Annotated in this window: 18 protein-coding genes; 14 read left to right on the top strand and 4 right to left on the bottom strand. The window is 74.1% G+C overall.

The window, feature by feature from the left end:
* Positions 1 to 7: 7 nt before the first annotated feature.
* Positions 8 to 895, top strand: a complete 888-nt coding sequence (locus SM611_RS04890; protein ID WP_371947597.1) for a hypothetical protein — start codon at positions 8 to 10, stop codon at positions 893 to 895.
* A 28-nt stretch (positions 896 to 923) separates the two neighbouring features.
* Here the strand turns inward: SM611_RS04890 and SM611_RS04885 are convergent, their stop codons facing one another.
* Positions 924 to 2,384 (bottom strand): hypothetical protein, encoded by a 1,461-nt coding sequence (locus tag SM611_RS04885; RefSeq protein ID WP_371947596.1) that lies wholly within the window; start codon positions 2,382 to 2,384, stop codon positions 924 to 926.
* Between the two features lie 166 nt (positions 2,385 to 2,550).
* Here SM611_RS04885 and SM611_RS04880 point away from each other — a divergent pair, with 166 nt between their 5' ends.
* The 8 genes from SM611_RS04880 (at position 2,551) to SM611_RS04845 (ending at position 10,910) form a co-directional block, all read left to right on the top strand.
* A complete protein-coding gene (locus SM611_RS04880; protein WP_371947595.1) occupies positions 2,551 to 3,279 on the top strand; it encodes a hypothetical protein in 729 nt (242 codons plus the stop codon).
* Between the two features lie 145 nt (positions 3,280 to 3,424).
* Complete coding sequence (locus SM611_RS04875; protein WP_371947594.1) at positions 3,425 to 3,772, top strand: ArsR/SmtB family transcription factor; 348 nt, start codon at positions 3,425 to 3,427, stop codon at positions 3,770 to 3,772.
* Positions 3,773 to 3,862: 90 nt separating this feature from the next.
* The gene (locus SM611_RS04870; protein WP_371947593.1) at positions 3,863 to 4,348 is read left to right on the top strand and encodes an NADH-quinone oxidoreductase subunit B family protein; all 486 of its coding nucleotides are present in this window, start codon (positions 3,863 to 3,865) and stop codon (positions 4,346 to 4,348) included.
* Positions 4,345 to 6,360 carry a proton-conducting transporter transmembrane domain-containing protein gene (locus SM611_RS04865; RefSeq protein ID WP_371947592.1) on the top strand — a complete coding sequence of 672 codons (2,016 nt, stop codon included), beginning with the start codon at positions 4,345 to 4,347 and terminating at the stop codon, positions 6,358 to 6,360. The genes SM611_RS04870 and SM611_RS04865 overlap by 4 nt, the downstream gene beginning before the upstream one ends.
* Positions 6,357 to 7,301, top strand: coding sequence for a respiratory chain complex I subunit 1 family protein (locus tag SM611_RS04860; RefSeq protein WP_371947591.1), 945 nt, complete (start codon positions 6,357 to 6,359; stop codon positions 7,299 to 7,301). Before SM611_RS04865 ends, SM611_RS04860 begins: the two co-directional genes overlap by 4 nt.
* Positions 7,298 to 7,957 (top strand): hypothetical protein, encoded by a 660-nt coding sequence (locus SM611_RS04855; RefSeq protein WP_371947590.1) that lies wholly within the window; start codon positions 7,298 to 7,300, stop codon positions 7,955 to 7,957. Before SM611_RS04860 ends, SM611_RS04855 begins: the two co-directional genes overlap by 4 nt.
* Complete coding sequence (locus SM611_RS04850; protein WP_371947589.1) at positions 7,957 to 9,429, top strand: proton-conducting transporter transmembrane domain-containing protein; 1,473 nt, start codon at positions 7,957 to 7,959, stop codon at positions 9,427 to 9,429. Before SM611_RS04855 ends, SM611_RS04850 begins: the two co-directional genes overlap by 1 nt.
* Positions 9,429 to 10,910 carry a hydrogenase large subunit gene (locus SM611_RS04845; RefSeq protein ID WP_371947588.1) on the top strand — a complete coding sequence of 494 codons (1,482 nt, stop codon included), beginning with the start codon at positions 9,429 to 9,431 and terminating at the stop codon, positions 10,908 to 10,910. The genes SM611_RS04850 and SM611_RS04845 overlap by 1 nt, the downstream gene beginning before the upstream one ends.
* A gap of 9 nt (positions 10,911 to 10,919) precedes the next feature.
* Here the strand turns inward: SM611_RS04845 and SM611_RS04840 are convergent, their stop codons facing one another.
* Together SM611_RS04840 and SM611_RS04835 are read right to left on the bottom strand one after the other, a co-directional pair.
* Positions 10,920 to 11,459: an NUDIX hydrolase gene (locus SM611_RS04840; protein WP_371947587.1), complete on the bottom strand. Its 540-nt coding sequence runs from the start codon at positions 11,457 to 11,459 to the stop codon at positions 10,920 to 10,922.
* Positions 11,456 to 11,896 (bottom strand): SRPBCC family protein, encoded by a 441-nt coding sequence (locus SM611_RS04835; RefSeq protein ID WP_371947586.1) that lies wholly within the window; start codon positions 11,894 to 11,896, stop codon positions 11,456 to 11,458. Before SM611_RS04835 ends, SM611_RS04840 begins: the two co-directional genes overlap by 4 nt.
* 118 nt (positions 11,897 to 12,014) lie before the next feature.
* On the opposite strand from SM611_RS04835, the gene SM611_RS04830 reads away from it, so the two are divergent.
* The gene (locus tag SM611_RS04830; protein ID WP_371947585.1) at positions 12,015 to 12,824 is read left to right on the top strand and encodes an SAM-dependent methyltransferase; all 810 of its coding nucleotides are present in this window, start codon (positions 12,015 to 12,017) and stop codon (positions 12,822 to 12,824) included.
* Positions 12,824 to 14,008 carry a cytochrome P450 family protein gene (locus SM611_RS04825; RefSeq protein WP_371947584.1) on the top strand — a complete coding sequence of 395 codons (1,185 nt, stop codon included), beginning with the start codon at positions 12,824 to 12,826 and terminating at the stop codon, positions 14,006 to 14,008. Before SM611_RS04830 ends, SM611_RS04825 begins: the two co-directional genes overlap by 1 nt.
* Positions 14,009 to 14,149: 141 nt before the next feature.
* Here the strand turns inward: SM611_RS04825 and SM611_RS04820 are convergent, their stop codons facing one another.
* Positions 14,150 to 14,782: a pyridoxamine 5'-phosphate oxidase family protein gene (locus SM611_RS04820; RefSeq protein WP_371947583.1), complete on the bottom strand. Its 633-nt coding sequence runs from the start codon at positions 14,780 to 14,782 to the stop codon at positions 14,150 to 14,152.
* 85 nt (positions 14,783 to 14,867) lie between these two features.
* Here SM611_RS04820 and SM611_RS04815 point away from each other — a divergent pair, with 85 nt between their 5' ends.
* From SM611_RS04815 to SM611_RS04805, 3 genes are all read left to right on the top strand, one after another.
* Positions 14,868 to 15,293 carry a DUF302 domain-containing protein gene (locus tag SM611_RS04815; RefSeq protein ID WP_371947582.1) on the top strand — a complete coding sequence of 142 codons (426 nt, stop codon included), beginning with the start codon at positions 14,868 to 14,870 and terminating at the stop codon, positions 15,291 to 15,293.
* Between the two features lie 140 nt (positions 15,294 to 15,433).
* Positions 15,434 to 16,231: an AfsR/SARP family transcriptional regulator gene (locus tag SM611_RS04810; protein ID WP_371947581.1), complete on the top strand. Its 798-nt coding sequence runs from the start codon at positions 15,434 to 15,436 to the stop codon at positions 16,229 to 16,231.
* A gap of 53 nt (positions 16,232 to 16,284) precedes the next feature.
* Positions 16,285 to 19,908 carry an nSTAND1 domain-containing NTPase gene (locus SM611_RS04805; protein WP_371947580.1) on the top strand — a complete coding sequence of 1,208 codons (3,624 nt, stop codon included), beginning with the start codon at positions 16,285 to 16,287 and terminating at the stop codon, positions 19,906 to 19,908.
* The last annotated feature ends 13 nt before the right edge of the window (positions 19,909 to 19,921 follow it).

The following is a 19,921-nucleotide window of genomic DNA, read 5'->3' as shown; positions in this document are numbered from 1 at the left end:
GGCCCCCGTGAGCAAGACCGGCACCCGCACGAAGGACGCCGCCAAGGCCGAGGACGCCACCGACGAGCAGCCGGCCCCGGCCGGTGCCGAGCCCGAGGCGGTCGACAGCACGCCGGAGGCGGAAGACGTCAAGCCCGAGCCTGCCGACGCCGGGCCCGAGCCTGCCGACGCCGAGCCCGAGGCGGCCGGCGGTGAGCCGGAGGCGGCCGACGCCGAGGTGGTCGACGCCGAGGCGGACGGCGATGACGAGCCGGAAGCGGCCGGCCTGAAGGTGAAGGCGGCGGCGAAGGCGAAGGTCGAGAAGAGGGCCGCGCCCGAGCCCGCGGCCGGCCGGCGGGCGTGGCGGCGGGTACCGGTCAAGGGGTGGCTGGTCCGCGGGACGGTCGCGGTCGCGCTCGTCGGGTGCGTCGTCACGGCCGGGCTCCAGTGGCACCAGGCCGACCGGGCCGCGCAGCGCGACGACGAACGCGGGCAGGTCAGGGCCAGCGCCGCCGAGTTCGGGCAGGCGCTGCTCAGCTACGACCACACGAAGCTGCAGGACGCGCGGCACCACGTGCTCTCGCTGGCGTCCGACGACTTCGCCAAGACCTATGACGAGGCGTTCACCGGCGGGCTGGAGGGCGTCATCACCAAGCTGAAGGCGGACGCGACGGCGACCGTCCAGGCCGTCTACCTGGGGGAGATCGAGGAGGGGACGGCCAAGGCCGTCGTCGTCCTGGACTCCGAGGTCCACAGCACGGCGGGCACCCGCCGCGTGCTCGGCTCGTACCTGGACATGCGGCTCGTCCGGCGCGGCGGCGAGTGGAAGGTCACCGACGTCACCTCGATCGGCGCGGCGAACGAGAGCATGACCGACCCGCAGGGCAAGCAGCAGGAGGAGCCCAAGAACCCCTGACCCGGGTGAAGGCCGGCGAGGGCGGGCGCTAGCCGGTCGTGGGTCCGAAGAGCTTGCGGAGCGTGGCGTCGGCAGCGTCCTGCGGCGAGGTCTCCTTCGTCTCCGCCACGAGGCCGTACCAGTTCAGCGCGGCCCCGTCGGCGCCCAGCCGGAACGAGTAGCCCATCGGGATCGCGGCCAGCAGCCCGCCCGCCGCGACCAGCCGGCGCGTCCACCCGCGTCCCTCGACCCCGGCGGTGATGTGCGCCGTCCAGTCGCCGTCCGCCGTCGGAACCCTCCTGACCGCCAGGTCCGCGGTGCCCAGCGGGTTGCTCGCGGTCGCCGTCAGGGCCGCGTCCTCGCCGGTGCCCGCCCACCAGCGCCCAAGGTCCAGTTCGGCCTCGCAGTCGACCTGCGTGAATCCCTCCACCTCGCCGGTCAGCGCGGCCCGGGCGAGGGTGGGCCTGCGGGCGCTGTCGACCTCGACCCATCCCTTCTGGACGGCGTCCGGGCTGCTGAACTCGATGCGGTTCCGCCCGTCGAACTCCCACGCGGTGACGCTCACGTCGAGCGGGTCGACCTCGTCGTCCGGGCCCAGGAGGACGCGGTACCGAGAACCCGGCTCGGCGTGCTTCCCCTTGAGAAGCCGCACCTTGGAGTCCTTGTCGGATTTCTTGGCGAGCCGGTCCCGCTTCAGGGGCGACTCCGTGATTCCGCGATGCAGGGCGGCCACATATGCCTCGGCCCATTCCCGGGACATGGCGGGGAGTTCGACCCGGTGCTCGAATTCGAGCCTTTCCCGGATTCCGTGCTTCGCCGCGTCCGGCACCACGGCGTTCCATTGGGACGCGACGTCGGCGATGCCCTTCTCGAGGGCCGGCCTCAGACGACCGCGCATGACCGCGAGGCCCACCGCCGCCACCGGACGCAGCAGTGACCGCCCGCCGTACCGTGCCGCGATCCTGACGACCCAGCGTCCGCGCCTGTCCTTGCGCCGCGCCATTCGCACGCCGGCGCCCGCGAACGGATGGACGACCCGCAGCGAGAGCGGGGACGACGCCTTCGCCCCGGCCGGCGACCACCATTCCTCGGCCAGCAGTTCGCCCTCCCATTTCGCGCGCCGCAGCCCGCGGAACGGCTTCGGCCCCTGGTAGCCGCCGGTGACGCGCACCGTGTGGAGCCGCGTCCCCGCCATGCGCAGGACCACCTGGAGGTCGACGCTGTGGCCGCCGGATTCGACGGTGACGTCGATCCGCGACTCCCCGACCTTGTTCCACGCCGCGATGCCCACGTCGGCGACGCCTTCGCCCGTCTCGATCCGGTACCGGGCGCCGGGCGCGAGGTGCCGCCCCTCCACGAGCCGCACCGTGTCGAGGACCTCGTCCCCGAACTCGATGCCGCGCTCGCTGACGGGCACGTCGGCCGCCGCGTCCATCAGGGTGCGGACGGCCTCGTCCAGCAGCTCGCGGGGGAACGGCTCGAGCTCGACGTCCTTCGTGTACCGGGCCATGCCGTTCATGATCCATCAGGCTCGCGCCGGCTCCGATCACGAATCAGGCTCGATCGGCGGCGCCGGGACGCGGGAGGTGCCGCCCGCCGGTGTGTCCCGCCGCCTATTCGGTGGAAGTCGCCGCCGTTCACTGGCATGATCGTTCTGATCGATGACGAGGGGTGATATGTCGAGATATCACAGATTTGCCTCCGGGGTCGCCGCGCTGGCGACCGGCGGGGGTCTGCTGGTCGGAGCCGCCGCCGGTACGGCCGATGCCGCCGCGCTGGTGTTCCGCATCGAGGTGCCGAAGTCCCTCACCGTGGGCAAGGGCGAGTACAGCAAGTCCTGCGCCATGGACGTGTGGGCCTGGGGCACCGAGGGGTCCGGCGTCGCCTATTCGAAGGCGACCGTGATCGAACCCGACGGGGAGATCTGGCCCGTCTACAAGCGCGTCCTGCCGGGCCAGCAGGTCGGCTGGGGCGTGGGCTGCCCGTCCACCATCGACGACCTGGGCAAATGGCGGGTCCGCGTCGTCGCCTACGACAAGAGCGGAAAGGCGCTCGGCAGCCGCGAGAAGTACTGGTACGAGAAGTTCGACACCGCCGTCCAGAGCTTCAACGCCGCGCCCGAGCCGATCCGCAAGGGCCGGACCCTCACGCTCTCGGGGCGCCTCATCCGCGTGAACAACCTGGGCACCGGCTACACCTCGTACTCGGGCAAGACGATGCGGGTCTACTTCCGTCCCAAGGGCTCCACGACCTGGTCGTACATGGGCTCGACCAAGACCGCCGGCGACGGGCGTTTCCGCAAGGCGTTCACGGCCAAGCGGGACGGCACCTGGCGCGCCTACTTCCCCGGCACGAGCAACTTCGACAGGCAGAAGTCGCGCGACGACTACATCGACGTCCGCTGACGTGGAACCCCGCGGCGGTCCTGTCCGCCGCGGGGGCCGGGCTCCGGCGCGCGGGGGAGTTGCTAATCTCGGCAATTGCGAATGTTGCTACTCCGGTGATGGGTACCGGGAGGATGGTGCCGCGGATGGCCAGTGGGTGGGTGCGGTGAGCGCGCCTCTGTACCAGTTGAAGGCGGAGTTCTTCAAGACGCTGGGCCATCCGGCGCGGATCCGGGTGCTGGAGCTGCTGAGCGAGCGCGACCACGCGGTGGCCGAGATGCTGCCGGAGGTGGGGATCGAGCCGGCGCATCTGTCGCAGCAGCTGGCGGTGCTGCGCCGGGCCGGCCTCGTCGTCTCGCGCAAAGAAGGCGCGACGGTCATCTACTCGCTGACGAGCCCGCGTGTGGCGGAGCTGCTGGTGGTGGCGCGGGAGATCCTGACCGGGGTGCTGTCCGGGCAGGCGGAGCTGCTGGACGAGATGCGCGCGTCCGGGCGGACGCGCGGCGGCGGCTGACCGCCCGCGTCGGGTATGCGGCTCTTGCACCCCTTATGAGTTGCTAAAATCTGCAATTGCGCATGTCGATATCAAGCTTCGGGGACCCGCGTGAGAGATCTGTTCCGCAAGATCCGCAAGACCGGCCGCGTCGCGGAGGACGCTCCGGGAGCGCCCGAGCCGGCGCTCCCGGAGCGCGCCCGCGACCTCCGCGGATCGCTCCAGATCCGGCACGTGGACGCGGGCTCCTGCAACGGCTGCGAGGTGGAGATCGCCTCGGCGTTCGGGCCCGTGTACGACGTGGAGCGGTACGGCGTCCGGCAGGTCGCCTCGCCCCGGCACGCCGACGCGCTCCTTGTCACGGGGCCGGTCACGCGCAACATGGAGATGGCGCTCCGCCGCACGCATGAGGCCGTCCCCGAGCCCAAGGTCGTCATCGCGCTGGGCGACTGCGCCCGGAACTGCGGCGTGTTCGCGGACGCGTACGGGGTCGCGGGCGCGGTCGGGGACGTGGTCCCGGTGGACGTCGAGGTCCCGGGATGCCCGCCCGCGCCGGAGGCGGTCGTGGCGGCGCTGCGCGGACTGACCGGGCGATGACGCCGATCGCGTTCACGGCCGTCCTCGTCCTGAACCTCGCCGCCGCGGTCGCGGCGCTCGTCCTGCCGCGCGGGCCGCGGCGGGCCGTGGCCGGGGCGCTCACGGCGGCCGGGGGAGCGGCCGCCGTCGTCGCGGGGGCGGCGGCGATCGGGGGCGGTGAATGGAGCGTCCACCTGCCCGGCCTGCTGCCGCTCGCCGGCATCCGGCTGGCCCTGGACCCGCTCGGCGGCCTCTTCCTCGCCGTCACCGGGGCGGTCGCGGTGTGCGCCGCCGGTTACGGGATCGGCTACACCCGGCACGGCGGCCTGGACGGACGCGTCCCGCAGGCGATGGCGCCCGTCTTCCTGGCGGCGATGGCGCTCGTCCCGGCGGCGGCGAGCGTGAGCACGTTCCTGCTGGCGTGGGAGCTGATGGCGGTGGCGTCGCTGCTGCTGGTCGTGGCCGAGCACCGGCGCCGCGACGAGGTGCGGGCGGCCGGGCTCTGGTACGCGGTCATGACGCATCTCGGGCTGGTCGTCATCCTCGCCGGGCTGGCCGGGTTCGCGGCGGCGGCGCACGGCGAGTCGTTCGAGCGGCTCCGCGCGGCGGCGGACGGGCTTCCGGAGGCCGGGCGCGGCGCCGTCTTCCTGGCGGTGTTCATCGGGTTCGCGTCCAAGGCCGGGATCGCTCCGCTGCACGTGTGGCTGCCGCGCGCCCACCCGGAGGCGCCGAGCCACGTGTCGGCGCTGATGAGCGCGGCCATGGTGAACCTCGGCGTGTACGGGATCGTCCGGGTCGGCTTCGACCTGCTGGGCGGCGGGCCGGCCTGGTGGTGGCTGGTCGTCCTCGCGATGGGCGGCGCGTCCGCCCTCTACGGCATCCTCCAGGCGGCGGTGGCCGGCGACCTGAAGCGGCTGCTGGCCTATTCGACCTGCGAGAACATGGGCCTGGTGCTCATCGGGACCGGTGCGTCCGGGCTGTTCGCCTCGTCCGGCGAGCGCGCGCTGGCCGCGCTGGCGCTGACCGCCGCGCTGCTGCACGTCGTCAACCACGCGGGGTTCAAGACGCTGCTGTTCCTGGCGGCGGGATCGGTCCTGCACGCCACCGGCACCCGCGACCTGGACGCCCTCGGCGGCCTGCGGACGCGGATGCCGGTCACCACGGCGCTGTTCGGGACCGGTGCGCTGATGGCGTCGGCGCTCCCGCTCGGCAACGCCTTCGTCAGCGAGTGGCTGCTGCTGCAGAGCCTCGTCCACGCCCTCCCGTCGGGCGGGACGGCGACGGCGGTCACGATGCCGCTCGCCGTGGCCGTGGTGGCGCTGTCGGCGGGCCTCGCGATCGCGACGTTCGTGAAGGCGTTCGGCGTCGGCTTCCTGGCGCGGGCGCGCGGCCCGGCGGCGGAACGGGCGCGCGAGGCGCCGGCGGCGATGCTCGCCGGGATGGCCGCGGCCGCCGTGTCCTGCGTCGTCCTGGCGCTGTCGCCCGGGCTCGTCCTGCCGTCGGTGGCGCGGTCCGTGGCCGTCGCCGTGCCGGGGCCGGACGCCGTGACGGGCCCGGTGACCCTCCACCTCGCCGGCTCGGCCGGGACCGTGTCGCCGCTGCTCATCGCCGTGTTCCTGCTGGTCGCCGCGATCGGGCTGCTCGCGCTGGTGCGCGCGACCGCGACCCGCCGGGCGTCCCGCCGCCGGGCCCGGCTGTGGGACTGCGGCGCCGGCCTGATGACCGCGCGCATGGAGTACACCGCCACCTCGTTCGCCGAACCGCTGCAACGGGTCTTCGATGACGTGCTCGCCCCCGAGACCGACCTCGACGTCACCCCGCTGAAGGAGTCGGCCTACCTCGTGGACAGCGTGACGTACCGGACGCGGGTCGGCGACCGCGTCGAGCACCGGCTGTACCGTCCCGTCCTCACGGCCGCCGGACGGGTGGGCGAGGCGGCGCGCGGCCTGGCCAACGGCAGCGTGCACCGCTATGTCGGCTACGGCTTCTACGCCGTCACCGGCCTGCTGATCGCCCTGGCGGTGGTCCGGTGAGCGGGATCATCGGGACGGTCCTGCAGGTCGTCCTCGTGGCGGCCGGCGCGCCGCTGCTCGTCGGGCTGATGCGCCAGATCCGCGCCAGGGCGGAGGGACGGGCCGGCGCCGGCGTCCTGCAACCCTGGCGCGACCTGCGCAAGCTCATGCGCAAGGAGCCGATCACCCCGCACGGGACGGGCCCGCTGTTCCGGGCGGCGCCGCTCGTGCTCGCGGGCACGACGCTCGTGGCGGCCGCCGTGGTCCCGATCGTCACGACGGCGTCCCCGCTGGACGGCGCCGCCGACCTGTTCGCCGTGACCGCGCTGCTCGCGCTCGGCACGGTCGCGCTCGCGCTCGCCGGGCTCGACACCGGCACCGCGTTCGGCGGCATGGGCGCCAGCCGCGAGATGGTCGTGCTGGCGCTGGTGGAGCCCACCATCCTGCTGTCGACGTTCGCGCTGTCGGTGCGGGCCGGCTCCACGAACCTCGGCGCGATCGTCACCGCCACCCTCGACGACCCGCAGCGGGCCGTGTTCCCCGCGAGCCTGCTGGCCCTCGTCGCGCTCGTGGTCGTCGTCATCGCCGAGGCGGGACGCATGCCGGTGGACAACCCGTCCACCCACCTCGAACTCACGATGATCCACGAGGCGATGGTGCTGGAGTACGCGGGGCCCGACCTCGCGCTGGTCGAGTGGGCGTCGGCGATGCGGCTCACGGTCCTGCTCGGCCTGCTGTCCAGCCTGTTCGTCCCCTGGGGCATCGCCGGGGACTCCCTCGCGGCGCTGCCCGCCGGAGTCGCCGCCGCCGCGGCCAAGGTCGCGGTCGCCGGCGCCGCGCTCGCCGCCGCGGAGGTCTTCATGGCCAAGCTCCGCATGTTCCGGGTGCCGGAACTGCTCGCCGGCTCGTTCGTGCTGGCGCTGTTCGCCGTCGCCTCGTCCTTCTTCCTGGTGGCGCCGTGAACCACACCGCCTACGTCCAACTGCTAGACGTCGCGTGCGGCGCGTTCCTGCTCGCCGGCGTGCTGGTGCTGTGGCGCCGCGACCTCGCCGCGATCGTGCGGCTGTTCGCGCTGCAGGGCGCGGCGCTGGCGCTACTCATCGCCGTCCTCGGCGTCCACGAGGGGGACGCCGAGGTCGTCGCGCTGGCCGCCGGGATCGGGATGCTACGCGCGGTCGTCCTGCCGTGGCTGCTGCGCCGCGCCATGGCCGGGGGCGGGACGAGCCGGGAGACGCGGCCCCTGGTCAACGTGGCGGCCTCGCTCACCGTCGCGGCGCTGCTCGGCCTGCTCTCCTACGCGGTCACCCGCCCCGTCGTCCGGCTGGACCCGGCGCCCGCGACCCACGCCGTCCCGATCGCGCTGACCGTCGTGCTGATCGGCCTGTTCGTCCTCGTGACGCGGCGGCGCGCGCTGTCCCAGATCGTCGGGTTCCTGCTCATGGACAACGGCATCACCGCCGTGGCGTTCCTCACCACCTCCGGGGTGCCGCTCATCGTGGAACTCGGCGTCTCCCTCGACGTGCTGCTCGCGGTCCTGGTGCTCCAGGTGCTGACCGCGCGGATGCGCGCCGCGTTCGGCGACACCGACCTGGACGACCTGCGGGAGTTGCGCGACTGATGACCCTGCTGCTGATCGCCCCGATCGGGGCGCCGCTGCTGGCGGCCGCCGGCCACGCCGCGCTCGGCCGGCGGCGCGGGACGTCCTGGCTCGGCGCCGCGTCCGCCGCGGCGGTGCTCGCGGCGGGCGTCGCGCTGGCCGCCGCCGGGGGCGTGCGCACCGGGCTCGGCGGCCTGCTGCGCGCCGACGCGCTCAGCGCGTTCATGCTCATCGTGATCGGCGCGGTGGCGCTGCTCGCCATGCTCGCGAGCCCCGCCCACCTGGCCGCCGAGGAGGCCGCCGGGCGCGCCACCGCCCGCGACGCGCGCCGGTACGGGGTCCTCACCCAGGCGTTCGTCGCCGCGATGGCGCTCGCCGTCCTCGCCGCGAGCCTCGGCACGCTGTGGGTCGCGATCGAGGCGACCACGATCCTGACCGCGTTCCTCGTCGGGCACCGCCGCACCCGCAACGCCATCGAGGCCGCCTGGAAGTACGTCGTGATCTGCTCCGCCGGGATCGCGCTGGCGTTCCTCGGCGTCACGCTGCTGCACTTCGCCGCGCAGCACGCCCGCGTCCCGTCGTCCGGGTCCCTGGACTGGACGGAGCTCGCCGCCCACGCCGGGAGCCTCGACCCCGACGTCACCCGCATCGCCGTCGCGCTGCTCGTCCTCGGGTTCGGCGCCAAGGCGGGACTCGCGCCCCTGCACGCCTGGCTGCCGGACGCGCACGGCCAGGCCCCCGCCCCGGTGTCGGCGCTCATGTCCGGCGTCCTGCTGTCGGTCGCGTTCTACGCCGTGCTGCGGGTCAAGGTGATCGCGGACGCGGCGCTCGGCACCGGGTTCACCAGGGCGCTGCTGCTCACCGTCGCGCTGGCGTCGCTGGCGCTCGCGGCGGCCCTGCTGCTCGCCCAGCGCGACTACAAGCGGATGCTCGCCTACTCCAGCATCGAGCACATGGGCCTGCTCGCGCTCGGCGCCGCGATCGGGACGCGGGTCGCCATGGCCGCCGTGCTGCTGCACGTGCTCGGGCACGGGCTCGCCAAGTCGGTCGCGTTCCTCGCGTCCGGGCACGTCCACCAGGCCGTCGGCACGAGCCGGATCAGCGCCGTGCGGGGCCTCGCGGCGCGCTCGCCGGTGGTCGGCGGCGCGTTCGGCGCCGCCGTGCTCGCGCTGCTCGGCTTCCCGCCGTTCAGCCTGTTCGCCAGCGAACTCGCCCTGTTCCGCGCCGGGTTCGCCGCCGGCCTCGGCTGGGCCGTCGCCGCCGCGCTCGCCCTGCTGCTGGTCGTCACCGCCGCCCTCGCCGCCGGGACGGCCCGGATGCTGCTCGGCGGCCCGCACACCGGGCCCGGGGCCGCGACGTTCCCGTCCCGGCCGCCGCTCGGCGCGTCCGCCGCGCTGCTGCTCGGGCTCGCGGGGTGCGCCGCGCTCGGCGTCGGCCTCGGCCCCCTGCACGACCTTCTCATCGACGCCGCCGCCGTCCTCGGAGCGCACTGATGACCACGACCGTCCGCGACGTCGACGCCGCCCGCCTGCCCGAGCACGCCGCGGCGCTGCTGGACGACGGGCACCGCCTCGCCCTGGCCGCCGCCCACGACGACCCGGACGGCCTCCGCGTCGTCTACCTGTTCACCGCGGGCCGCCCGGACCGCCGCGCCGAACTGCACGTCCGCCTCGACCGGGACGACCCGGCCGTGCCGAGCCTCGCCGCGCTCAGCTTCCCCGCCGGGCGGTTCGAACGGGAGATGCACGACCTGTACGGGATCGTCCCGGCCGATCATCCGCTGCCGCGCCGGCTCGTCCGGCACCACCACTGGCCGCGCGGCTGGTACCCGATGCGCGCCGACGCCGGGCCGCCGCCCCCCTTCGGCGACCCCGAGGGCCCCTACCCGTTCGTCCAGGTCGAGGGGCCGGGCGTGTACGAGATCCCGGTCGGCCCGGTGCACGCGGGCATGATCGAACCGGGGCACTTCCGGTTCTCGGTCGTCGGGGAGAGCATCCTCAAGCTGAAGGCGCGGCTCTGGTTCGTCCACAAGGGCCTGGAGAAGCTGTTCCAGGGACGCGCGCCGGCCGACGCGCTGCCCCTCGCCGAACGCGTCAGCGGCGACACGACCGTCGGCCACACCCTGGCCTACTGCCTCGCCGTGGAGGACGCCGCCGGGTGCGTCGTGTCGCCCGGCGCCCAGCGCATGCGGGCCGTCCTCCTCGAACTCGAACGGCTCTACAACCACGTCACCGACCTCGGCGCGCTCTGCAACGACGTCGGCCACTCCGTCCTGAACGCCCAGTTCGGCCGCATCCGCGAGCAGCTCCTGCGGCTCAACGCCGACGTCACCGGCCACCGGCTGCTGCGCGGCGGCGTCCTGCTCGGCGGCGCCGTGCTGCGCACCCTGCCCGACCCGGCCGCCTTCAAGGCCATCGGAGCCGACGTCGCCGAACTCGTCGACCTGGCCCTCGGGCACACCGTCGTCGCAGACCGCTTCACCGGAACCGCGCCCCTCTCCGCCGACGCCGCCCGCGACCTCGGCGTCCTCGGGCCGGTCGCGCGGGCCAGCGGGCTGGACGCCGACGCCCGCCGCGACCACCCCTTCACCGACCTGCGCCCGGCCCTGGCCGTCCCCACCGCGACGACCGGCGACGTGCTGGCCCGCTTCCAGATCCGCGCCCGCGAGATCGCCGCGTCCATCGAGATCGTCCGCGACCTGACCTATGCGATGAACCCGGGCCTGGTCTCCGCCTGGCCGCCGACCGCCCGGACCGGACGGGCGTCCGGCACCGGCATCGTCGAGGGCTGGCGCGGCGCCGTCGTCCACCGCGTCGAACTCGCCCCGGACGGGACGCTGGCCCGCGCCAAGATCGTGGACCCGTCCTTCGTCAACTGGCCGGCCCTCCCGGTGGCCCTCACCGGCGCGATCGTCCCCGACTTTCCCCTGGTGAACAAGAGCTTCAACCTATCCTACGCCGGCAACGACCTCTGACGGCCCCCGTCAGTGGTGCCAGGGGAGGCGGACGGGCTCGGCGGGCGCGCGTCCGGCGAGGAGGTCGGTGAGCAGTTCCGCGAGCATGAGCGGATAGACCGGCTCCTCGGCGTGCGCCAGCTCGCCGAGCGTCCACCACCGGTGGGCGCCGACGTGCTCGCGCTCGATGGGCGTGAACCCCGCGGTGTCGATCTCGCCGGCGGCCGTGCGGTGGAGGAAGAAGTCGTCTCGGAACAGTCCCTCGGCCCAGCCGAGGTCGGCGTGGCCGGACGTCAGGGCGACCTGCGGGCCGAGGTCGCCGGGGGAGACGATCAGGCCGGTCTCCTCGCGCAGTTCGCGGGCCGCCGCCGCGCGCAGCGTCTCGCCCCGCTCGACGCCCCCGCCCGGAGTGATCCAGCAGTGGCCCGCCGCGGGCTCTCCGGCGACCCTCGGCCAGCGGAACAGCAGAACGCGGTCGGCGTCGTCCACCAGCAGGATGCGGGCGGTGCGCCGCCGGTAGCCCCCGGCGGGCACCGGCTCGTCGGAGAGGTCCGGGGGCGTGCTGGTCATGCGCCGAGTTCGGTGCTCAGCTTGGCCAGCTGCGCCTCGTAGATGCTCCGCAGCCCCTTCGGGGCGAAGGTCCGCTCGAAGAACCCCCCGATGCCGCTCGCTCCGTCCCAGGTCGTGGTGACCTGGACGCGCGCGCCGTCGGCGGCGGGGGAGACCGTCCAGGTGGTGACCATGGACGAGTTGGCGTCCCGCTCCACCAGCCGGTCGCCGCCGGGAACGCTCACGGAGAACAGGCAGTCGCGCACCCGCTTGCTGGTGGCCGCCAGCTTCCAGTGCACCACCGTGCCCTCGCCCTGACCGCCCTCCCGCACCTCGTACTCGCTGAAGTGCTCGGTCAGCATGCGGGAGCGCACCCCCGTGTAGTCGCCGAGGGCCGCGAGCACCTGGTCCGGTGTCGCCTTGAGCGTCGTCTCCGCGGTGGCCGTGACTTGTCCCATGCCGCTCATCCTTCCACCGCCCGGCACCAGGTTCCGGACGGGCCATGCCGTTGATCGAAAATCCCGCCGGGTTCGCCCCTACAATCGTCCGATCGGTACCCGGTTGGGAGGTCCGTCCGTGAGCGGTGAGAATCATCCGGAGTGGGTGATCGATCCCGAGATCCCCAGTGTGGCGCGGATGTACGACTACTACCTCGGCGGCAAGGACAACTACGCCGCCGACCGCGCGGCCGCCGACCAGGTCGTCGCGGCGATGCCGAACGTGCTGGAGTTCACCCGCGCCAACCGCCGGCTGCTGTCGCGCGCCGTGACGATGATGGCCGGGCACGGCGTCCGGCAGTTCATCGACATCGGCTCCGGGCTCCCGACGCAGGAGAACGTGCACGAGGTGGCCCAGCGCGCCGCCCCCGACTCCCGCGTCGTCTACGTCGACAACGACCCGATCGTCCTCACGCACGCCCGCGCGCTGCTGGCCGACAACCCGCTGACCACGGTCGTCCAGGCCGACTTACGGGAGCCGGAGGGCATCGTCGGCCACCCCGAGGTCAAGGCCCGCATCGACTTCGCCCAGCCGGTCGGCCTCCTGCTGCTGGCCATCCTGCACTTCGTCCCGGACGAGGCCGGCCCCGCCGCGATCGTCGCGAGGCTGCGCGCCTCCCTCGCCCCCGGCAGCTACCTGGCCATCACGCACGGCTACCGGGGCGCGATCACCCGCGACGTCGAGGACCAGGTCCGGTCCGCCTACGGCAGGACGGGCGCGGGCGACCTCATCCCGCGCGGCGTCGACGAGGTCATGGCGTTCTTCGAGGGCACCGAGCTGGTCGGGCCCGGCCTCGTCCAGGTGGCCGACTGGCGGCCGGACGCCGAGCCGCTCCAGTCCGACATGGCCCCGCCCGGCTTCCTCGCCGGCGTCGGGCGGGTGAAGTGATGCTGCCGCTGGAACTGCTGTTCAGCCGGGACTTCAGCGAGGACCCGTACGCCGCCTACGCGGAGCTGCGCGCGTCCGGGCCCGTCCACCCGATCGACTTCCCGCGCGGCGCCACCGCCTTCCTCGTGGTCGACCACGAGCACGGCCGCGCGGCGCTGAACGACCCGCGCCTGTCCAAGGACGTCGCGCACAGCGCCCTTCCGGTGAACGGCGAGCAGTTCTTCGGCGGCACGATGCTCGCCATGGACCCGCCCGACCACACGCGGCTGCGCGGCCTGATGGCCAAGGCGTTCACCGCCCGCCGGGTCGAGAGGCTGCGCCCCCGCGTCCAGGAGATCGCCGACACCCTCCTGGACGGGATCGCGGCGCGCGGCGAGGCCGACCTGATCGAGGACCTCGCCGTCCCGCTGCCGATCCAGGTCATCTGCGAGCTGCTCGGCGTCCCGGCGTCCGACCGGGCCCGGTTCCGCGAGTGGACGGCCGTGCTGACCGTGCCCGCCCTGACCGCCGAGGCCCGCGCCGCCCGCCGCCAGGCCGCCCGCGAGTTCAACGCCTACCTCATCGAGGTCATCGCCGAACGCCGCGCCGCACCCGCCGACGACCTGATCAGCGCCCTGATCACCGCCCGCGACGGCGACTCCGCCCTGACCGAGGCCGAACTGCTCGCCGCCATCGCCCTCCTCCTCATCGCCGGGCACGAGACCACGGTCAACCTCATCGGCAACGGCGTCCTCGCCCTCCTCCGGGCGCCCGACCAGCTCGCCCTCCTCCGCACGCGCCCCGACCTGCTGCCGTCCGCGATCGAGGAACTGCTGCGCTACGACGGACCGGTGGAACGCGCGACCCAGCGCATCGCCCTGGAGGACCTGGAGATCGCCGGAACCCCCGTCCCCCAGGGCTCCTGGGTGCACGTCTCCCTCGGCGCCGCCGACCGCGACCCGGCCGCCTTCGAGACCCCCGACCGCCTCGACGTGACCCGGGCGCCCAAACGCCACGTCGCCTTCGGCCACGGCCTGCACTTCTGCCTGGGCGCGCCCCTGGCCCGCCTGGAAGGCCAGATCGCCATCGGCGGCCTGCTCGACCGCTTCCCCGACCTGTCTCTGGCCGTCCCGCCCGAGGACCTGAGCCACCACCGCACCGGCTCCATCGTCCGCGGCCTGCGCTCCCTGCCCGTCCGCGTCTGACCGCCCACGGCCAAACGGCATTTTTACCGGTTCCCAAGGTGGCCGGCAGCACTTACCGGAAGGCGATCACGCGTTGGCATCTTGGGCTCGTAGGGCGCGGCGGCGGAGCGGCCTGCCGTTCCCGGCCGCCCCGCGTCCGGGTCAGTAGCGGTTGGTTGTGGCGTCTCGGTCTAGGTCTTTGTCGATTTCCTCGGCGGAGACGCCCGTGATGCCCATCTGGTCCTTGATGATCCGCCCGAGCGTGGGCAGCGTCCCGCGGTCGGGCCACGTCTCGGGCTCCCACAGCGACGAGCGCAGGAACGCCTTCGCGCAGTGCATGTACAGCTCCTCGACCTCGACGAGGAGCGCCAGCGGCGGCCGCTTCCCCCGGACGGCCAGGTCGTCGAAGAACGGGGCGTCCGACACGAGCGTCGCCCGGCCGTTGACCCGCAGCGTCTCGTTCATCCCCGGCACGAGGAACAGCAGCCCCACGTGCGGGTTGCGCAGCACGTTGCGGAAGCTGTCGACCCGGCGGTTGCCCGGTCGGTCGGCGATCGCCAGCCGGTGCTCGTCCAGGACGAGCACCGACCCGGCGGGGTCGCCCTTGGGGGAGACGTCGCACGTCCCGTCCGGGGCGGAGGTCGCCAGCAGCAGGAACGGCGAGTGCGCGATGAGCGTGCGCGCGTGCTCGTCGATGCGGCCGATGTCCTTGTCCCAGATGCCCTGCGGCGGCTCCTGGACGATCTCCCGGAGTTCGGCCTCGGTCCGCACCGTACGGATTTCAGAAGGATGCACCGTCCGAATATAAGGTAAGGCTAACTTACGTGCAGATCGCGGTCTTCCTCGCCATACGTCGTCCACATCGGGGTAGGGGCGGACAATGGAGGAACGCGCAGGGCTGCGCACCGTCGCCAGTGATCGACCCGCCGGCGAGACGGTCGACCGGCTCGAGTCGGCGATCAGCGAGGCGGGTTTCGGGATCTTCGCGCGGGTGGACCACGCGGCCGAGGCGGCCAAGGTCGGGATGCGGCTCCCGCCGACCGTCCTGGTGATGTTCGGCAACCCCCGGGTCGGTACCCATCTCATGCAGGACCGGCAGAGCACCGGCATCGACCTTCCCACGAAGGTCCTCGTCTGGGAGGACGAGGACGGCAGGGCTTGGCTCACCTACAACGACCCCGCCTGGATCGCGGAACGCCACGAACTGAGAACCGCGCACGAGGACACGGGCAAGGCCGTCGCGGGCATCGAGGCGAGCCTGACCGCGATAGTCCGCCAAGCGGGGGGCGGGTCGCCCTCCACGTGAGGCGAGCCGGGCGTCCGATTCCGTTCACATCCGTCTGAGCGCTTGTTCGGACGGGTGGAACGCACTTTCGATGTACGTGCTGATCTCTTCGGCGAGAGCCGGTGCGCGGGGTACCGGCCGGTCAGGATCTCGGGGTAGATGTGATCACGCGTAGCGGTGAATCGGGGGTCGGCGAGGATCTGGGCGGCCGGCGGAGGGCGGTGCTCTCCGTGGGGCTGCTGGGGCCGCTCGCCGTGTCGCTGGACGAACGTCCGGTCTCGTTGACGGCGGGCAGGCTGCGGGCCCTGCTGGCGATGCTGGCGCTGTCGTCCGGGCAGGCCGTGTCGGTGGAGCGGCTGGCGACGGCCGTGTGGGCGGCCGAGGAACTGCCGGGCAACGCCCGGCGCAGCGTGCAGACGTACATCGCCCGGCTGCGGAGCGCGCTCGGTGCGGACTCGATCGGTTCGAGGCCCGCCGGCTACGTGCTGCGGGCCGATCCCGAACACGTCGACGCCCTGCGGTTCGGCAGATTGCTGAGAGCCGCCTCCGCGGCGTCGGACGCCGCGCAGGAGCGGGCGCGGCTGGCGGAGGCGCTCGCCCTGTGGCGCGGCAGGCCGCTTGAGGGCGTGCCGTCCGGCCCGCTGGTGGAGTCGGAGACGCCCTGGCTGGTCGAAAGCTACCTGGCGGCGCTGGAGCGGCGCGTCGACCTGGACATCTCCGCCGGCCGCCATGGCGAGCTGGTCGTGGAACTGAGCGCGCTGACCGCGCGGTATCCATTGCGCGAGTCATTGTGGGCGCGGCTGCTGATCGTCCTGTGCCGCTCGGGCCGGCAGGCCGACGCGCTGGCGCGGTACGAGGCGGTCCGCGTCCGGATCGCCGACGAGATCGGCGCGGACCCCAATCCGACACTCCGCCGTATTCACGCCGATCTGCTGGCGAGGAGAACGCCGAGTCTTTAGCACGTTCCGCAAAATCTTGATCAAGACCGCCGCACTTCGCCACAATGAAGTCCATGGGTGAAGGGGACGACGGCGGCCGCTGGGCGGTGGCCCCGGCGGACGTCCCGGAGCCGGCGGACCCGAGCGGCCCGCGGCCCGCCGACATATGCCCCTACCAGGGCCTTGCCCCCTTCGAGGCCGAGAAGGCCGACCTGTTCTTCGGGCGGGCGTCGGCGACGGCGAACCTGCTGGAACGCCTCGCGCCGCGCCTGGCCGAGCGGGGGTCCGTCCTCCTGGTCTCGGGCGCCTCGGGCGTCGGGAAGTCGTCGCTCTTACGGGCGGGGCTGATGCCGGCGCTGGCGCGGGGAAAGCTTCCGGTCACCGGATCGCGGCATTGGCCGCGCCTGCTTCTCAGCCCGACATCGGCCCCGCTGCGGGCACTCGCCGAGAAATGGGCGGAATCATTCGGCGGAAGCGCTGAAACGGTCGAGCGGCGGCTGCGGGACGATCCTCGGGAACTGGCCGGAACGCTCGCGTCCGGCCGCTTCGTCCTGGTGGTCGACCAGTTCGAGGAACTGTTCACGCTGGTGGGCGACGAGCGGGAGCGCCAGGCGTTCGTGCGGGCGCTGCACGCGCTGGCCGGACGCCCCGGGGGCGCGGGCGTCGTCGTCGGCGTGCGGGCCGACTACTGGGACCGCTGCGCCGCCTACCCCCAGTTCGCCGAGGCCATCCAGGACGGCCAGGTCATCGTCGAGCCCATGACGGAGCCGGACCTCCGGCTCGCCATCACCGGCCCCGCGGACGCGGCGGGCCTGGAGATCGAGGCCGCCCTGGTCGAGACCATCCTGGCCGACCTGCGCGCGGACCGGCCCGCCGGCGGCGACCGCTACGAGGCCGGCGCCCTGCCGCTGCTCTCGCACGCGCTCCGCAACACCTGGGAGAGGCGCGAGGACGGCCGGCTGACCGTCCGGGGGTACGAGGAGTCCGGCCGCGTCCAGGACTCGGTGCGCCGCACGGCCGACGAGATCCTGGAGCGCCTGCCCGCCGGCGACCGCAAGACCGTGCTCAAGCTCCTGCGCCGGATGACGGTCATCACCGCGGGCGGGCGGATGGCGCGCCGCAGGATCACGCTGGCCGAGGCCCACGCCGCGGCGTCGGCGCGCACGGCGCAGGACCGGGACCGCGTCGAGGCGCTGCTGTCCTCGTTCGCCGACCGGCGCCTGCTCACCCTGCACGAGGACGCCGTCGAGATCGCCCATGACGCGCTCCTGACGGCCTGGCCGGCGCTCCGGCAGTGGCTCGAACCCGACCTGACCGCGCAGTCGGTGTACGACCAGCTCGTCGAGGACGCCGCGGAGTGGGACGAGCACCACCGCGACGCCGCCTTCCTGTACCGGGGCGCCCGGCTGCTGGCCGTCGACGACGTCCGCCCCCGCTGGGACCGCGACCCCGACAGCTTCCCGCCGCCCGGCCCCACCGCGACGGGCTTCCTCGCGGCGTCGGCGCGGGCGGCGCGGCAGGCGGGCCGCCGCCGGCGCCTCGTCCAGGCCGGGCTCGCGACGCTGTCGGCGGTCGCCCTCGTCGCGGCCGGGCTCGCCGTCCACGCGGCGGGCGACGCGGACCGGCAGCGCCACGTCGCGGTGTCGCGCCAGCTCGCGGCGCAGAGCGAGGCCACCGGCGACGGGCCGCTGGCCTCGATGCTGGCCGTGGCGGCGTGGCGGATCGCGCCCACCGACGAGGCGCGCAACCGCCTGCTGGCCGCGGCCACCCGGCACGGCCGGGGCACCCTGGCCGGGCACGCCGGCGGCGTCACGGCACTGGCGTTCAGCCCCGGCGGCCCGGTCCTCGCGACGGGCGGCCACGACGGCGCCGTGCGGCTGTGGGACGCGGCGTCCCGGCGGCAGCTCGGCGCCCCGATCGCGCAGCCGGACGGCGACTGCTCGGGCGCGTCGTCCGTCAAGGGCATGGCCTTCGCGCCCGACGGCCGGACGCTGGCGACGGCGTGCCTCAGCACCGTCCGGTTCTGGGACGTGGCCACCCGCCGCGAGGTGGGCCCGCCCCTGGAACTCGACTCGGTCGTGTCGGCGCTGGCGTACAACCCGGACGGGAAGACCCTCGCGACCGGGGAGTTCAGCGGTCTCGTCCGGCAGTGGGACGCGGTCGCGCACCGCCCGCACGGGCCGCCCATGGGCCGCGCCGACGACGGCCCCGAGCGCTCGACCATGATCCACTCGCTGGTGTACGGCCGGGACGGCAGGACGCTCGTCACCGGGAGCGAGGACGAGACCGCGCAACTCTGGGACACCGTCGCGGCCCGCCGGCTCGGCGCCCCGTTCGAAGGGCACACCGCGCCGGTCATCGACGTCGCCGTCAGCCCGGACGGCGCCACCCTCGCGACCGTGAGCTGGGACAGGACCGCCCGGCTGTGGGACATCGCGACGCGCGAGCAGAAGGGCGTGCTCAAGGACCGCCGGGCCGGATTCGACTCGATCGCGTTCAGCCCGGACGGCACGCGGATCGCCACCGGCGGGAGCAGCGGCCGCACCGTCCTGTGGGACACGGCCGGCCGGCGGCAGGTGCTCGCGCTCGCCGACAACGTCGGCTCCGTCGACCACGTCGCGTTCAGCCCCGACGGGAAGCTGCTCGCGGCCGCCGGCGCGGACGGCGTCGTACGGCTGGCCGACCCGCGGACGCACCTGCAGATCGGGACCCCGATGCCCGCCCAGGCCACGGTCGCGCTGAGCCCGGACGGACGCACGCTGGCCGCCGGCGCGGCCGGCGCGAAGAATCCCGCGATCCGGCTGTGGGACGTCGCCACGCAGCGGCCGTCCGGCCCGCCGCTGGTCCCGCCGGGCGCGCACCGCCCGGTCGCGATGACCGCCTTCCTCCCGGACGGGCGGACGCTCCTCACGTCCGGCGCGGACGGCCTGCGGCTGTGGGACGTCGCCGCCGGCCGGGTGATCGCGCACGACGGGACGCTCGGCGGCGTGGCGGAGCTCAGCGCCGACGGCAGGTTCGTCGCCGTCCACGACGACAGGGCGATCGCGTTCTGGGACGTCGCGCGCCGCCGCGAGAGCGGGCCGCGCATCCGCGTTCCGGGGCACACCGACATCGTCACGGCGATGGCGTTCAGCCCGGACGGCGCAACGCTGGCGACCGCCGGCTTCGACGATCAGGTGCGGCTGTTCGACGTCGCCTCGCGCCGCCAGACCGGCGTCCTGCCGTTCAAGGCCGCCGGCGGGTTCGTCAACGACCTGGCGTTCAGCCCGGACGGCCGGACCCTCGCCCTCACCGCCGCCGACTCCACCGTCCGGCTGTGGGACGTGGCGCGCCGCCGCCCCGTCGGCCTCGCCCTCGTCATCGGGACGGACGCGATCAGCGCGCTCGCGTTCAGCCCGGACGGCAGGGTCATCGCGACCGGCTCCACCGACGACGAGGTGCGGCTGTGGGACCTGCGCGCCCACCGGCGGCTCGGCGAGCCGATGGCGGGTCACACCCGCGGCGTGACGGCGATCGCGTTCGGCCGGGCCGGGACGGTCGTCGCCACGGTGGCCGGCGACGGGACCGCGCGGCTGTGGGACGCCCGCACGCCCGCCGACCCGGTGGCGGCGGCGTGCGCCAACGCCGGCCGCCCCCTCACCCGCGACGAATGGGAGAACTACGTGCCGCAGGAGGATTACCGGCGGACGTGTCCGTGACACCGACCTTCGA

This window comes from Actinomadura monticuli, from assembly GCF_041463655.1.
GTDB lineage: Bacteria > Actinomycetota > Actinomycetes > Streptosporangiales > Streptosporangiaceae > Spirillospora > Spirillospora monticuli.
This window is presented reverse-complemented; position numbering and strand designations above follow the sequence as displayed.